Annotated in this window: 15 protein-coding genes; 9 read left to right on the top strand and 6 right to left on the bottom strand. The window is 70.3% G+C overall.

Annotated features, from left to right (window positions below):
- Nucleotides 1–4 precede the first annotated feature (4 nt).
- The 6 genes from ICW72_RS20935 to ICW72_RS06305 all read left to right on the top strand — a co-directional run bounded on the left by ICW72_RS20935 (nt 5) and on the right by ICW72_RS06305 (nt 6,013).
- On the top strand, nt 5–1,198 hold the full coding sequence (locus ICW72_RS20935) for a xanthine dehydrogenase family protein molybdopterin-binding subunit (protein ID WP_232370766.1): 1,194 nt from the start codon (nt 5–7) through the stop codon (nt 1,196–1,198).
- Entirely contained in the window at nt 1,180–2,301 is a 1,122-nt protein-coding gene (locus ICW72_RS20930) for a xanthine dehydrogenase family protein molybdopterin-binding subunit (RefSeq protein WP_232370765.1), read from the top strand. The genes ICW72_RS20935 and ICW72_RS20930 overlap by 19 nt, the downstream gene beginning before the upstream one ends.
- Nucleotides 2,298–3,035: an FAD binding domain-containing protein gene (locus tag ICW72_RS06320; protein WP_191085433.1), complete on the top strand. Its 738-nt coding sequence runs from the start codon at nt 2,298–2,300 to the stop codon at nt 3,033–3,035. The genes ICW72_RS20930 and ICW72_RS06320 overlap by 4 nt, the downstream gene beginning before the upstream one ends.
- Nucleotides 3,032–4,087, top strand: coding sequence for a xanthine dehydrogenase family Fe-S subunit (locus ICW72_RS06315; RefSeq protein WP_191085432.1), 1,056 nt, complete (start codon nt 3,032–3,034; stop codon nt 4,085–4,087). The genes ICW72_RS06320 and ICW72_RS06315 overlap by 4 nt, the downstream gene beginning before the upstream one ends.
- Nucleotides 4,088–4,157: 70 nt before the next feature.
- Nucleotides 4,158–5,321 carry an adenosyl-hopene transferase HpnH gene (gene hpnH / locus ICW72_RS06310; RefSeq protein WP_191085431.1) on the top strand — a complete coding sequence of 388 codons (1,164 nt, stop codon included), beginning with the start codon at nt 4,158–4,160 and terminating at the stop codon, nt 5,319–5,321.
- A complete protein-coding gene (locus ICW72_RS06305; protein WP_191086158.1) occupies nt 5,318–6,013 on the top strand; it encodes a phosphoribosyltransferase in 696 nt (231 codons plus the stop codon). Before hpnH ends, ICW72_RS06305 begins: the two co-directional genes overlap by 4 nt.
- Here the strand turns inward: ICW72_RS06305 and ctaD are convergent.
- Together ctaD and coxB are read right to left on the bottom strand one after the other, a co-directional pair.
- The gene (ctaD, locus tag ICW72_RS06300; RefSeq protein WP_223880870.1) at nt 5,950–8,439 is read right to left on the bottom strand and encodes a cytochrome c oxidase subunit I; all 2,490 of its coding nucleotides are present in this window, start codon (nt 8,437–8,439) and stop codon (nt 5,950–5,952) included. The two genes, ICW72_RS06305 and ctaD, sit on opposite strands and share 64 nt — an antisense overlap.
- Nucleotides 8,436–9,101, bottom strand: coding sequence for a cytochrome c oxidase subunit II (coxB, locus tag ICW72_RS06295; RefSeq protein WP_223880869.1), 666 nt, complete (start codon nt 9,099–9,101; stop codon nt 8,436–8,438). Before coxB ends, ctaD begins: the two co-directional genes overlap by 4 nt.
- A gap of 12 nt (nt 9,102–9,113) precedes the next feature.
- Between coxB and ICW72_RS06290 the strand changes: the two genes are divergently transcribed.
- Complete coding sequence (locus ICW72_RS06290) at nt 9,114–9,632, top strand: DUF2231 domain-containing protein (protein WP_191085430.1); 519 nt, start codon at nt 9,114–9,116, stop codon at nt 9,630–9,632.
- On the opposite strand, the gene ICW72_RS06285 is transcribed toward ICW72_RS06290, so the two are convergent.
- From ICW72_RS06285 to ICW72_RS06275, 3 genes are all read right to left on the bottom strand, one after another.
- Nucleotides 9,610–10,113: a hypothetical protein gene (locus ICW72_RS06285; RefSeq protein ID WP_223880868.1), complete on the bottom strand. Its 504-nt coding sequence runs from the start codon at nt 10,111–10,113 to the stop codon at nt 9,610–9,612. The two genes, ICW72_RS06290 and ICW72_RS06285, sit on opposite strands and share 23 nt — an antisense overlap.
- Before the next feature lie 10 nt (nt 10,114–10,123).
- The gene (locus tag ICW72_RS06280; protein ID WP_223880867.1) at nt 10,124–10,825 is read right to left on the bottom strand and encodes a cytochrome c oxidase assembly protein; all 702 of its coding nucleotides are present in this window, start codon (nt 10,823–10,825) and stop codon (nt 10,124–10,126) included.
- Nucleotides 10,826–10,917: 92 nt separating this feature from the next.
- Nucleotides 10,918–12,126, bottom strand: coding sequence for a CaiB/BaiF CoA transferase family protein (locus ICW72_RS06275; RefSeq protein WP_191085429.1), 1,209 nt, complete (start codon nt 12,124–12,126; stop codon nt 10,918–10,920).
- A gap of 149 nt (nt 12,127–12,275) precedes the next feature.
- Between ICW72_RS06275 and ICW72_RS06270 the strand changes: the two genes are divergently transcribed.
- On the top strand, nt 12,276–13,028 hold the full coding sequence (locus tag ICW72_RS06270; protein ID WP_191085428.1) for a GntR family transcriptional regulator: 753 nt from the start codon (nt 12,276–12,278) through the stop codon (nt 13,026–13,028).
- Here ICW72_RS06270 and ICW72_RS06265 read toward each other — a convergent pair.
- Nucleotides 13,003–13,902 (bottom strand): HpcH/HpaI aldolase/citrate lyase family protein, encoded by a 900-nt coding sequence (locus ICW72_RS06265; RefSeq protein ID WP_191085427.1) that lies wholly within the window; start codon nt 13,900–13,902, stop codon nt 13,003–13,005. The two genes, ICW72_RS06270 and ICW72_RS06265, sit on opposite strands and share 26 nt — an antisense overlap.
- A 187-nt stretch (nt 13,903–14,089) precedes the next feature.
- Between ICW72_RS06265 and ICW72_RS06260 the strand changes: the two genes are divergently transcribed.
- Nucleotides 14,090–14,506, top strand: coding sequence for a hypothetical protein (locus ICW72_RS06260; RefSeq protein WP_191085426.1), 417 nt, complete (start codon nt 14,090–14,092; stop codon nt 14,504–14,506).
- The last annotated feature ends 1 nt before the right edge of the window (nt 14,507 follow it).

The raw sequence follows: 14,507 nt of genomic DNA, 5'->3' as shown, positions 1-14,507 counted from the left end.
CTTCATGGGCAAGCAGGGTGTCGGCGCCGCGCTGCCGCGCCGGGAGGATGACCGCTTCCTGCGCGGCCGCGGCCGCTATGTGGCCGACATCGCCATGGCCGGGATGCGGGAGGTGGCCTTCCTCCGCAGCCCGGTGGCGCATGGCATCCTGCGCGGGGTGCGGGCGCCGCAGGGCGCCATGGTCTTCACCATGGCGGAGCTGGACGGCGTGGCGCCGATCCGCGCGCCCTCGGCGCTGCCCGGCTTCCGCCGCACCGACCAATGGCCGCTGGCCAAGGACCGCGTGCGCCAGGTGGGCGAGCCCATCGCCATGGTGGTGGCCGCCACGCGCGCGGAGGCCGAGGACATCCTCGACGCCATCACGCTAGACATCGAGGAATTGCCGCCCGCCACCGACATGCTGGCGCACCGCGCCGGCCCGCCCATCCATGAGGGCTGGCCCGACAATGTGGTGCTGCATTCCCTGGTGGAGGATGACATCAGCGGCGTGCAGGCGCCCATCGTGGTGCGGCGGCGCCTTCGCACCGCGCGCCAGCACATGGCCCCGCTGGAAGGCCGCGGCGTGGTCGCGCGCTGGGACACGCGGCTGTCGCAGCTGGAGATGCACACCTCCTCCCAGATGGTGCATGTGACCAAGACGGGGCTGGCGGAATGCCTGGGCCTGCCGGAATCAAGCGTGCGGATCATCAGCCCCGACGTCGGCGGGGGCTTCGGCTACAAGGGAATTCTCCTTCAGGAGGAGGTGGCCATCGGCTGGCTCGCCCGCCGCCTGGGCGGGGTGCCGCTGCGCTGGATCGAGGACCGGCGCGAAGGGCTCGCTGGCCAGGCCAATTGCCGCGAGCACCATTACGACATCACCGTCCATGCCGACCATGACGGCACCATCCTGGCCTTGGATTGTGAGGCGCATGTGGATGTGGGCGCCTACAGCGCCTACCCGTTCAGCGCCTGCCTGGAGGGTGCGCAGATCGGCTCCATCCTGCCCGGCCCCTATGTGGTGCCCCGCTATCGCTGCCGGACCTGGAGTGTGGCCACCAACAAGCCGCCCATCCTGCCCTATCGCGGCGTGGCGCGGACGGGGGTGTGCTACGCGCTGGAAACCACGCTGGACGCGGTGGCGCGGGCAGGGGGCTGGACCCGATCGCGGTGCGGCTGCGCAACCTGCCTGGCCCCGCGGACATGCCCTACACCAATGTGACGAAGAAGATCTTCGACAGCGGCGACTACCCCGAGGCGCTGCGCCGCGCGGCGGAGGCCATGGACCGCGAGGGCTTCGCGTCCCGCCAGCGCGCGGCGCGCGAGCAGGGCCGGCTGCTCGGCCAGGGCTTCGCCATCTTCTGCGAACAGGGCGCGCACGGCACCAGCGTCTATCACGGCTGGGGCATTCCCTTCGTGCCCGGCGCCGAGCCCTGCCAGGCGCGCCTCACCCCCGATGGCGGGCTGGAGTTGCGCGTGGGCGTCCACAGCCACGGGCAGGGGATGGAAACGACGCTCGCCCAGGTGGCGCACGAAATCCTGGGCGTGCCGGTGGAGCGCGTGCAGCTCATCCATGGCGATACGGCGCTGACGCCTTACAGCACCGGCACCTGGGGCAGCCGCTGCGCCGTCATGGCGGGCGGCGCCGTGGCCGAGGCCTGCACGGAATTGCGCGAGCGCCTGCTGCCCATCGGCCGCCATCTGCTGCAAGCGCCCGACGCCGTCTTCGAGGACGGCGCGGTGCGCGCTGGTAATGCCAGCGTCAGCGTCGCCGAAATGGCCCGCATCTTCCACCGCGCGCCGCAGAACCTGACGGAAGCCATGCAGGCACGCGGCCTGGAATGCACCGCCGGCCACAAGACCGTGCGCGACACCGGCACCTTCAGCTACGCCGCGCACGCCGTGGAGGTCGAGGTGGACCCGGGCACCGGCCATGTGACGCTGCATCGCTACGTCATCGTGGAAGATGGCGGCGTGCTGCTGAACCCGCTGGTGGCCGATGGCCAGGTGCTGGGCGGCACGGTGCAGGGCATCGGCACCGCGCTGTTCGAGGAAATGCCCTATGACGCGGCGGGCCAGCCGCTCGCCTCCACCTTCGCGGACTACATGCTGCCTGGCGCCTCCGACGTGCCGGACATCGAGATCCTGCACATGGAGACGCCCTCGCCCATCAGCCGCTTCGGCCAGAAGGGCATCGGCGAGAGCGGCGCGATAGGGCCCCCCGCCGCCATCGTGAACGCCATCAACGACGCCATCGCGCATCTGGGGTGCGAGGTGACGGATATTCCGGCGACGCCGGAGCGTGTGCTGGCGGCGCTGTCGTGAAACCCGTCGCCTTCGAACACGCCACCGCCGCCACGCTGGAGGAAGCGCGCGCCCTGCTCACCGCCGGCGCCAAGCCGATGGCGGGCGGGCAGTCCCTCGGCCCCATGCTGAATCTGCGCCTGGTGCGGCCCGAGCGCGTGGTGGACATCAAGCGACTACCCGGGCTGCGCGGTTTCACCGAAAGCGAGACCCACCTGACCCTGGGTGCGGCGACCACCCATGCCGAGATCGAGGATGGCCGTGTCCCCGACGTGACCAACGGCCTCATGCGCCATGTCGCCCAGGGCATCGCCTACCGCGCCGTGCGCAACCGCGGCACGCTGGGCGGCAGCCTCGCCCATGCCGACCCCGCCGCCGATTGGCCGAGCGTGATGGCGGCGCTGGGGGCCACCATCCTCACCGGCCATGGCCGGCGCATCCCCGCCGATGGCTTCCTTCGCGCGCCCTTCACCACGGCGTTGGAACCCGGCGAGATCATCACCGCCGTCGAAATCCCGCGCCTGCCGCCCGGCGCGCGCTGGGGCTATTGCAAGATCAACCGCAAGATCGGCGAATTCGCCAAGGCCATCGGCATCGCCACGCCCACGCGGCTGCTGGCGGGCGCGGTGGAAGGCCCGCCCACCCTGCTGGACCGCGTGGAGGACATCCCCGCGCGCCTGCCCTGGCTCGACCCCGCCGCGCAGCGCCTGGCCGCCATTGCCGTCACCCGCGCCCAGGCCATGAGAGACGCATGACCACGCTGACCGTGAATGGCGAGGCGCGCGAGATCAGCGCCCCCGCCCGCACCCACCTGGCCGACGCGCTGCGCGAGCATTGCGGCCTGACCGGCACGCATCTCGGCTGCGAGCAGGGCGTCTGCGGTGCCTGCACCGTGCTGGTGGACGGGGTGCCCATGCGCTCCTGCCTCATCTACGCGCATGAGGCGGCGGGGATGGAGGTGACCACCATCGAAGGGCTGGACGAGGACCCCGTGGCCGCCGCGCTCCGCGACGCCTTCAACCGCCACCACGCCCTGCAATGCGGCTATTGCACGCCGGGCATGATGGTCACGGCGCGCGACATCGTGACGCGCCTCGGCGCCGTGGATGAGGACCGCATCCGCGCCGAACTGGCGGGCAATCTCTGCCGCTGCACGGGCTATCGCGGCATCGTGCGCGCCATCGCGGAGGTCGCGGCCACGCGCCCCGCCTTGCCGGCGCCGCCGCCCCGCCCGGCCGCGGCGCCGCCCGCCTCACCCCCGCCCGTCGCCGCCGCGCCGGCCGCCGCGCTGACCAACCGCCTGGAGCACGCGGAGACCCTGGCGCTCTCCCCCGACGCGGCATGGACCATCCTCTCCGACCCTGCCCGCGCCGTCGCCTGCCTGCCCGGTGCGAAGCTGCTGCACCGGGAGGGCGAGGCCATCGCGGGCGAGATCCGCGTGGCGCTCGGCCCGCTCGCCGCGCGCTTCGCGGGCGAGGGCACGCTGCGCCTCGATGCCGCGACGCGCACCGGCGTGCTGCGCGGCCGCGGCGCGGAGGGCGCCAATGCCGCCGAGGGCGAGGTCACCTGGCGGGTGGCGCCCGAGGGCGAAGGCAGCCGGCTGCACCTCGACATCGCCTGGCGGCTGACGGGCCCGCTCGCGCAATTCTCGCGGCCTGCCTTGGTCCGGGGGCTGGTGGCCGGGCTGGCCGGGGATTTCGCCCGCAACCTGGAGGGCGCGGCCCGTGGCGAGGCGCCGCCGCCCGCGCCCGGCCTCTGGTCCCTGCTGCGCCGCCTGCTGCGGGGCTGGTTCAGCGGGCGCGCATGAACCGGGCCTCGCGCCGGGGTTGCAGCTATGGTAAGCGGTGCTTTCCTATCCCGGAATCGGAGCGCGCCTTATGGGCATCCCCTTGACGCAGCAGGCGAAAGTCGCGGCCTATGTGGTGCGCCAGAAGCTGGCGGGCCGCAAGCGCTTCCCGCTGGTCCTGATGCTGGAACCCTTGTTCCGCTGCAACCTGGCCTGCGCCGGCTGCGGGAAGATCGACTATCCGGACGCCATCCTGAACAAGCGCCTCTCCGTCGAGGATTGCCTGGGCGCGGCCGAGGAGTGCGGCGCCCCCGTCGTCGCCATCGCGGGCGGCGAGCCGCTGCTGCACAAGGAAATGCCGCAGATCGTGGAAGGCCTGCTGGCCCAGGGCCGCATCGTCATCCTCTGCACCAACGCCCTGCTGCTGGACAAGCGGATCGAGGCCTACAAGCCCCATCCCCGCTTCATCTGGGACATCCACCTGGATGGCGACCGCGCCCAGCATGACTGGGCCGTGAGCCAGGAAGGCGTCTATGACCGCGCCGTGGCCGCGCTGAAGAACGCCCGGGACCGCGGCTTCCGAACCGCCATCAACTGCACCCTGTTCAACAACGCTGACCCCGAGCGCACGGCGAAGTTCTTCGACGACGTGACGGCGATGGGCGTGGACAACATCATGCTCTCGCCCGGCTATGCCTATGAGCGCGCGCCGGACCAGAAGCACTTCCTGAACCGCCAGACCACCAAGAACCTGTTCCGCGACATCTTCGCGCGGGGCAAGGGGAAGGGTTGGCGCATGGGGAACAGCCCGCTCTTCCTGGACTTCCTGGCCGGCAACCAGTCCTACAAGTGCACGCCCTGGGGCAACCCCACGCGCAACATCTTCGGTTGGCAGCGCCCCTGCTACCTGCTGGGCGAGGGCTACGCCAAGACCTTCGCGGAGCTGATGGACAGCACCGACTGGGACAAGTACGGCGTCGGCAATTACGAAAAATGCGCCGACTGCATGGTGCATTCGGGCTTCGAGGCCACCGCCGCGCTGGATGCCATCACCAAGCCCTGGAAGGCCGTCGCCGCCCAGCTGCGCGGGCCCCGCACCGAGGGCCCGATGGCGCCGGAGATTGACCTCTCCAACCAGCGCCCGGCCGAGTTCGTCTTCTCCCGCCATGTGCAGGAGGCGATGAAGGACATGGCGCATGAGCCGAAGAAGGGTGCGAAGCACGGAGCGACCGCGCCCCAGCAGGCGGCCGAATAAAGCTGGACTTCTGGCAGGAATTCGACGCGGCGCCGGACCCCGGCCCGCCTTTCGCCGCGCGCTATCCGGCCCGCATGCCGGATGGGCGCTTCCTGCACCTGCCCATCCGCGACATCGGTGTCGCGGGGCTGATCGCGACCCAGGCGAGCTTTCCCGTGATCCGCACACTCTCCACCTGGATGGCCGAGGCGGCGCGGCCGCTCGGCGCCGAGGCGGTGCTGGGCCTGCCCACTCTGGGCCATGTCTTCGCGCCCCTCGTGGCGGAGGCGCTGGGCCATCCCAACTGGGTCGCCGCCGGCTATTCGCGCAAGCGCTGGTATGAGGAGGCGCTGAGCGTCACCATCCACTCCATCACCACCACCGGTGAGCGCCGGCTGTGGCTCGACCCATTGATGCTCGACCGGCTGCGCGGCAGGCGCGTGCTGCTGGTGGATGACGTCGTCAGCAGCGGCGCCTCCGCCCAGGCGGGGCTCGGGCTGCTCGCCAAGGCGGGCGTGGTGCCGGTGGGCCTCTGCGTCGCCATGGTGCAGACGCGGCGCTGGGCGCCGTCCTGGCCTGCCGAAATCCCCGTGGTCTCGGTCTTCGAGACGCCAGCCCTGCACCGCGACGCGCAGGGCTGGTGGCCCGATCACAGCAGCGCCGGCAGCCCCATGGCCACGGCGAGCGAAACAAGTCCCGCCGCCGCCACATAGTCCTGGAAGCGCTGCGTCAGCCGCAGATCCAGCAGGCGCCGCGGCGAGATATAGCCCCGCCCCCAGCGCTGCGCGTTGCTGATCACGAAGAGCACCGCGATGCCCACATGCAGCCAGGCATAGCCCAGCAGGGCGAAGCTGGTGGCCGCATAGGCATGGGCCCGGGGGTCGGGCAGGGCGTCCTGGATCAGCAGCACCAGCAGCACCATGGCGGCCACCGCGCCCAGCGCCTGCACGCCCAGCCCCAGCCAGGGCGTGTGGCCGCGCGACACGCTGCCCCGCGCCAGACGTGCGCCCACCGGCCCCGCGATAAGGCCCAGCGCGATCAGCCCTGGCAGCAGCAGCCCCGGCGTCATCACCTCGGGCGGCGGCCAGCCCGGCGCGTTGAGCCAGAGATAGACCACGCCAAACAGCAGCGAGGCCAGGATGGTCCCTGTCGCCAGCAGGGCGAAGGCCAGTGCCAGCAAAGGCGGGGGGTCGGGCGCCTCGGTGTGCAGCGGCAGGTCGAGCCCATGCCCGGCCGGCATCAGGCCATGGTCCTGCCGCTGCCCCGCATCGCGCGCGCCCCACACGAAGAGCCCCGCCGTGACCACCGCCGCCGCCAGCGCCACGAAGTAGAGCTGGAACAGCATGGCCAGCACCGCCGTGAGCGTGGAGAGGCCGGTGTAGAGCGGCTCATAGGTCGCGCGCGGCAGGATGATGATCTGGTCCGGTTCGCCCGTGACGCGGTGAACCCCCAGCGTCTCCTGCCAGCCATTGCGGGCATGTCCGAGATAGCCGCGGCCGGCGGCCAGCTCCGGCCCGATCTCGCGCGGGGCCAGGCGATCGGCGCGCACCTCCACGCGGGGCAGGGACGCGAAGCCATAGGGTGCCGCCGGCGTCGGCATGGCCCATTCCAGCGTGTGCGCATGCCAGGGGTCGCGGCGGAACGCCTTGCCCAGCTTGCGTTGCAGGAACACGTCCATGGCCACCAGCGCGAAGCCCATGGTCAGCAGGAAGCCGCCGATGGAGGAGGTCAGGTTCAGCCAGGTCCAGCCATCATCCGGGAAGAAGGTGTAGACGCGGCGCGGCATGCCCAGCAGCCCGGTCCAGTGCATCACCAGGAAGGTGAGGTTGAAGCCGATGAAGAGCAGCCAGAAGGCCGGCACCGAAAGCCGGTGCATGGGCAGCTTTCCCGTCACCTGCGGCAGCCAGTAATAGAGCGCCGCCAGCATCGGGAAGACGAAGCCGCCCACCAGCACGTAGTGGAAATGCGCCACCACGAAATGCGTGTCATGCACCTGCCAGTTGAAGGGCACGATGGCGAGCATGACGCCCGTCAGCCCCCCCAGCACGAAGATCACCAGGAAGCCCGCGATGTAGAGCATGGGCACGTCCCAGCGCGGCCGCCCATGCGCGAGCGTGGCCAGCCAGGCGAAGATCTGCACCGCCGTCGGCACCGCCACCAGCGCCGAGCCGAAGGAGAAGAAGGCCAGCGACAGATGCGGGATGCCCACCGTGAACATGTGGTGCGCCCAGATCAGGAAGCTGAGGAAGCCCAGCACGATGATGGCGATGACGACCGCGTTGTAGCCCACCAGCGGCCGCTGCGCGAAAACCGGGATGATGGTGGAGAGCGCGCCCGCGGCCGGCAGGAAGATGATGTAGACCTCGGGGTGCCCGAACAGCCAGAACAGATGCGCCCAGAGCAGCGGGTCGCCGCCACGGTTCGGGTCGAAGAAGGGCAGGTCGAAGGCCCGCTCCATCTCCAGCAGGATCGAGCCCAGGATCAGCGGCGGGAACCCCACCACCATCATCAGCGCCGTCACCAGGATGTACCAGCCGAAGATGGGCATGCGGGAAAGCGTCATGCCCGGCGCGCGCAGCTTCAGGATGGAGACCACCAGCTCCACCGCCAGCGTCATCGCGGAGATCTCCACGAAGGTGACGCCCAGCAGCCAGACATCGGCGTTGATGCCCGGCGAATAGGTGCTGGAGGAGAGCGGCGTGTACATGAACCAGCCGCTGTCGGGCGCGACACCTGCGAACAGCGCGCCCAGCAGGATCAAGCCTCCGAACAGGTAGCACCAGTAACCATAGGCCGAGAGCCGCGGGAAGGCGAGGTCCCGCGCGCCCAGCAGCTTGGGCAGCATGTAGATCGCGAGCCCCTCCAGCATCGGGATCGCGAAGAGGAACATCATGATGGTGCCGTGCATCGTGAAGATCTGGTTGTAGATCTCCGGCCCGATGAAGGCGGATTGCGGCGTGGCGAGCTGCGCGCGGATCAGCATGGCCAGCATGCCGCCAACGGCGAAGAAGAAGGCCGCCGTCAGCATGAAGCGCATGCCCACGATGCTGTGGTTCACCGCCGAGGCCCGGCCGAAGCCCGGCGCGGTGGCCCAGATGCGCGACAGCGCCTTGTGCAGGCGGATGGGGTCCTGGCTCAAGGCTGTGCCTCCGGCGCGCTGGGTGTGGTCTCCGCCGCCACGGCGGCCGCGAATTCGTCCGGCGCGTGGACGCGCACCTCGAAGCGCATATGGCTGTGGCCCAGGCCGCAAAATTCGGCGCAGAGCCCCTCCAGCCGGCCCGGCGCATCGGCCTGCAGGCGCAGCACATTGGTGTGGCCCGGCACGGCGTCGAGCTTGCCCGCCAGGCGTGGCACCCAGAAGGCGTGCATGACGTCCTCGGCGGTGATGTGGATGTCCACGGGCTGGCCGGCGGGCAGGTGCAGCAGGTCGCGCGTCTCGGCGCCGCCATGGTCGGGATAGCGGAAGGTCCAGAAGAATTGCCGCGCATGCGCCTCGATGCGCGGCACGGGGTCATGGGGCATCATCCGCTCGCCCACCACCACGGCCGCGACCACCAGCGGCGGCAGGACGAGGCCCGGCAGGATCAGCCCGCCGCCGATGATCCAGGCGCGCGCCGAGATGCGCGCCGCCCGCTGCGGCCACCACACGACGAAGAAGAAGATCGCCGTCATCAGCGCCGTGAGAAGCAGGCTGCCGATCATCATCACCCATGAGAGGGTGGCGATGGAACCCGCGATGGGGCCCGCGGGTTGAAGCACCGACAGCTCCCCCGCGCAGCCCAGCAGCGGCAGCGCCGCCACGAAAGGAATTCCATGTCGGACATACCCCGCGAAGAACGCGACGACGCCCCGCCCACCAGCCCCGTGATGGAGGCCATCGAGCGCGAGGGCACCGGCTCCGTCGTCGCCCTCGTGGGCCACCCCATCCACGCCATGATGGTGCATTTCCCCATCGCGCTGGTGATCGCGACGCTGGGCAGCGACGTCTTCTACTGGATCACGGGCGATGAATTCTTCCTCCGCACCGGCCTCTGGGCCGCGGCCTTCGCCTTCATCACGGGTGTCGCGGCCGCCATCGCCGGCACGGCGGAGCTGGTCTTCGTGAAGGGCATCCGCATCCGCGTGGCGAGCTGGACTCACGCCACCGCCGCCATGACGCTGATCTCCATCATGGCCGCCAACTGGGGCGTGCGGCTGATCGAGGCGCCGGTGCTGCCGCATGGCCTGACGCTCTCCGTTCTGGCCGCGATCTTCACCGCGGTGGCTGGCTGGCACGGTGGCAAGCTGGTGCTGGATCATGGTGTCGGCGTCATGGTGTCACCCAAGCGGTGATGCGGGGGAAAAGCTCGCCGAGGCGGCCGGGCTGAAACAGGTCCGGCGCCCAGGCCTCGGAGGGCAGGACGGGCTTCCACAGCACCACGGCCAGGATGGCGCAGACGGTGACGAGGATGCCCGTGGTCAGCAGCCGCGCGCCCCAGGGGCTCAGCCGCTCACGCGGGTCGAAGACCCACAGGATGATCAGGCCCAGGCGCACATGCAGCGCGGCCAGGGCCATGACGAAGATGAGCTTCAGCGTGAACCACTCGACGAAGGTCTCGCGCAGGAAGATCAGCAGCGTGCCGCTGGCGATGGCCAGGAAGGCGGCGGGCGAAAGCCAGCCCACATAGAAGATGCGCGACATCCGGTGCAGCCGGTGCAGGGGCGGCCCGCGCAGCCCGTCCGTCTGGCGCAGCAGGAAGGGCAGGGCGATCAGCCCGCCCGCCCAGAGGCTGATGGCGGTGACATGCACGTATTTCGTGATCCAGAGCAGCACGCGCCCGGCCTCAGCGTGCGGGGCGCGGGGCAGCGAGCAGCCGCATCCCGAGCCAGGCCGCCACCGCCAGATAGGGCAGCACCGCCGGCACCCACATGATGAGGCCGCCCAGCTGCTGATCTTCCAGCGCGCTCAGCCCCCAGGCCTCGGTCGTCAGCCAATGGGCGAAGTAGAGCGGGCGCGGCGCGAAGGTGATGATCGCACCCAGCATGCCCATCTGCGCGACGGTGCCGATCAGCGCCGCAATGCCATGGGCCTCGGCGCCCGGGCGCAGCGCGGCGCGCCACAGCAGCATGGCGCTCGCCAGCAGGGTGGCCTGCATGAACCAGTAGCCGGCCACCGTCTCCAGCGCCCAGGCGTAGAAGGCCGGCACGTGCCACGCCCAGAGGATGAGCATGTGCACAGCGAAGATCGGCGCCAGCGGCAGCGCCCTGCGTCCAGGGAAGGCCAATGCCAGCAGCGGCGCCATGACGGCCACCAGCAGCGCGTGGTGCGCGACACGTGCCGAGAACAGCGCCGCACTCAAGGCGCAGAGCGGCGAGATGAAGATGACGAAGCCTACCGCCGCGGCCCCCCAACCGGCGCGCGCCGCCCCGGCCCGCTGGGCGGCGAAGCCCAGCAGGCCCAGCGCCAGCAACACCGCGGGGTCGAAATTCCATCGCATCCAGACATCGGCCGGTATGGCCGGGATGCCGCAATAGGCGATCGGCAATGCTCAGTCCCTCCCCTCGCGCATGGGCTGCGAGGGGGGAACGTGGCAGGGCGGCAGGGGTTGCCCTGCCAGCTTGAACTTGGCTGGAGGCGTCAGATCACGCGCAGCGAGGTCAGCCTTTCGATCTCGGCGTCATCGAGGCGCAGCCAGTCACGATACACCTCGTCATTGTGCGCGCCCATGGAAGGGCCGAGCCACTTCACCTCGCCCGGCGTCTCGGACAGGCGGGGCACCAGGTTCGGGATGGCGAGTTCGCCCACGCGCGGGTCCTTCATCCACTTGATGTTCTCCCGCGCCTTGTATTGCGGGTCCTCGAAGATCTCGTCGATGGCGTAGACCGGGCCGCAGGGCACCTGGAACTTCTCGCAGGTGGCGATGGCCTCGTCGCGCGTCATGGTGCGGGTCCAGTCGGAGACATACTCGTCCACGATGGCGCGCTCCGCCTCGCGCTGCGCCAGCGTCTCCCACTTCCCGCCCTCGGCGTATTCGGGCACGCCCATGGCCTCCGCCAGCCGGGAAAAGATCTTGTCGGAGGTGCAGGCGATGGCGATCCAGCGGCCATCCTGGGTGGGGTAATGGCTGTGCGGCACCACGTTCACCGTGCCGGGCCCCATGCGCTGGCGGATGTAGCCGTTGAGCTGGAAGGAGGGCGCCAGCTCATCCAGGATGCGGAAGATGGGCTCGTAGAGGCCGATATCCACGACCTGCCCGCGCCCCGTCTTCTCCCGCGCCTGCATGGCCAGCAGCGTGCCCAGCGCGCCATAGAGGCCCGCCAGGTAGTCCGGGATGGTGGCGGAGCCGGGCGTCACCGGCGGCCGGTCCGGATAGCCCGCCAGGAAGGACAGCCCGCCGAAGGCATTGCCGATGCGCCCGAAGCCCGGCCGCCCGCGATAGGGGCCCGTCTGCCCGAAGCCCGAGATGCGGACCATGATGAGGCGCGGATTGACCTCGCGCAGCACCTCCCAGCCCAGGCCCCATTTCTCCATGGTGCCGGGCTGGAAGTTCTCCACCAGCACATCGGCGTCGCGCACCATGCGCTTGAGCAGTTCCGCCCCCTCGGGCTTGCGCAGGTCCAGCGTCGCGGATTTCTTGTTTCGGCATTCCGAAAGCCAGGGCAGGGTCTCGCCGCATTCGGTCACGCTGCCGAACTTCCGCAGCGGGTCGCCCACCACCGGCAGTTCCAGCTTGAACACCTCGGCGCCGAACTCGGCGAGCTGGGTGGTGCAGAAGGGGCCGGCCAGGAAGCTCGAGACATCCACGACGCGAACGCCGTCGAGCGGCTTCGGAGTGGGTTCGGACATGCAGTGATTTCTCCTTGGATTCCCGCAATTTGCGGTCATTTCATTTGTCCGGTCAAGTCAGGCCGGGGCGGGGTGGCAAGGCTGTGGGTTTGGCGCATGCCCGCCCGCCGATGTATGGAAAACCCATGAACACGGGCCCGGGACTGGGAATGAACAAGCGCGAGCAGGCGGACACCCGTCCGCGCTACCGCCAGGTGGCGGACGAATTGACGGCCCAGCTGCGCGCCGGCGTCTGGCCCGTGGGCGCCATGCTGCCCACCGAGACGGAGCTGTGCGCCACCTTCGCCGTCTCCCGCCACACGGTGCGCGAGGCGTTGCGCCTGCTGGAGGAATCGGAGCTGGTGCAGCGCCGCCAGGGCAGCGGCACCACCGTGCTGGCGCTCGCCACGCCCGACCGCTTCGTCCAGGACATCACGGACATGGCGGAACTGCTGCAATACCCGCAGGAAACCCGCCTGACCGTGCTGCGCGCCCGCAAATTCGAGGCCGATGCGGAGACCGCGGCCCAGATCGGCTGCGGCGAGGGCGAGGCCTGGGTGCGCGTCGAGGCCATCCGCCGCCTGCGCGTCACCACCGCGCCGCTGTGCTTCACCACCTTGCTGATCCGCGCCGAATACGCCGAGGCGCTGGACGATCTCGGCGTGCTGCCCGGCCCGCTCTACGCGCTGATCGAGCGGCGCTACGGCATCCAGGCCTCCCTGATCGAGGTGGACATCGCCGCCTCCGGCGTGCCGCCCCACCAGGCGGAGCTGTTGGAGGTGGAGCCCGGCACGCCCGCCCTGCTCATCCGCCGCCGCTATTTGGACGGGCAGGGGCGCGTCTACGAGATTTCGGAAGGCGCCCACCCGGCGCCGCGCTTCACCTACCGCGCGACGCTCAAGCGGATTCCCGAGCTTCCCTGATCACCCGCGCCAGCGCCACCAGGCGCTGCGCCCGCTCCACGATCGGGTAGTCCACGAAGCGGCCCTCCACCTGGATGGAGGCGAGGCCCTGCGCCTCGGCCTCGGCGAAGGCGGCGATGATGCGCTCGGCGCGCGCCACCTCCTCGGGCGGGGGCGAGAAGGCGGCATTGGCCACGCCCACCTGGTCCGGATGGATGCAGAGCCTTCCCTGGAAGCCCAGCGCCACCCCCCGCGCGCAGGAGGCCGCATAGCCCTCCGCGTCGCGCAGCTCGATCCAGACGGTGTCGATGGGCGGCTCCAGCCCGGCCGCGCGGCTGTGCAGCACGATGGCGGCGCGGGCCGTCTCCAGCTCCGTCTCGGCGCGCCCCCAGGAGAGGCCGAGGTCCAGCGTGTAATCCCCCGCACCGAAGGCCAGCCGCTTCACGCGGCCCCCCAGCGCCTTGGCCTGCGCGGCCAGCGCGCCCAGGCGGGAGAAGCCCAGCGCCGTCTCCAGGATGGGCATGACCTCGATGCCACGCGGGGGCAGGCCGCGCTCGCGCTCCAGCGCGGAGAGCATCCAGTCCATCGCCACCAGCTCCGCCCCATCCTCCAGCTTGGGCAGGACGATGCCGTCCAGCGCCGGGCCCACCACGACATGAAGGTCGGCGAAGCACCATTCGGTGCCGAAGGCGTTGACCCGCACGAAGCCGCGGCAGCGCCGGGGGCGGGCAAGCGCCGCCCGCACCGCCTCGCGTGCCCCAGGTTTGGCGGCCACCGCCACCGCATCCTCCAGGTCCAGGATGGCGGCATCGGCGCCCACCTGCAGCACCTTTTCCGCGCGGCGCGGATGGTCCCCGGGGGCGAAGAGAAAGCTGCGATTGGGGCCGTGCGACATGGGAACCTCTTGAAAGAACGGGCTCCATGATGCGGGGCGGGCGGGGGGGCGGCAATATCGTGTTGTCCGGATGTTTCCGTGAAGGGTGAACGTCCAATACTGACGTACAAAACCCTCCGTGTGATCAAATTCCGTCCGATTCTGACTTTTGGTTGAGTCTCGATGGCCGTCTCGCAAGGAGGCGACCATGAACCGACCCACCCTTTCCCTCATCCTCGCCGGCGCCGTGCTTCTCTCGGCCTGCGCCACGCGGCCCGAGAACATCGCGGCGCGCTATGTCAGTCCCAACACCTATCGGGCCTGGAATTGCGCCCAGCTTCAGGAGGAGCGCATCCGGCTGGACGGCGAGGTGGCCCGCGTCGCGAACCTCCAGCGGGAGAACGCCAATGCGGATGCGGCACTGCTGACGGTCGGGTTGATCATCTTCTGGCCGGCGCTGATCGGGATGGCGGCCACGACGGATCGTCGGGAGGAACTCGGCCGCCTTCGCGGAGAGCATGACGCGGTCCAGACCGCGCTGCGGGAACAGAACTGCGCGGTGCCACCGCCCAGCCCTGCGCCGCCCGTGGAGACCGCGGCACCGCCGGCAGTCTCCAACCCGTAGT

This window comes from Roseococcus microcysteis (assembly GCF_014764365.1).
In the GTDB taxonomy this organism is placed as follows: Bacteria; Pseudomonadota; Alphaproteobacteria; order Acetobacterales; family Acetobacteraceae; genus Roseococcus; species Roseococcus microcysteis.
Note: the sequence above shows the minus strand (reverse complement) of the source record. Positions and strands in the feature narration are given on the sequence as shown.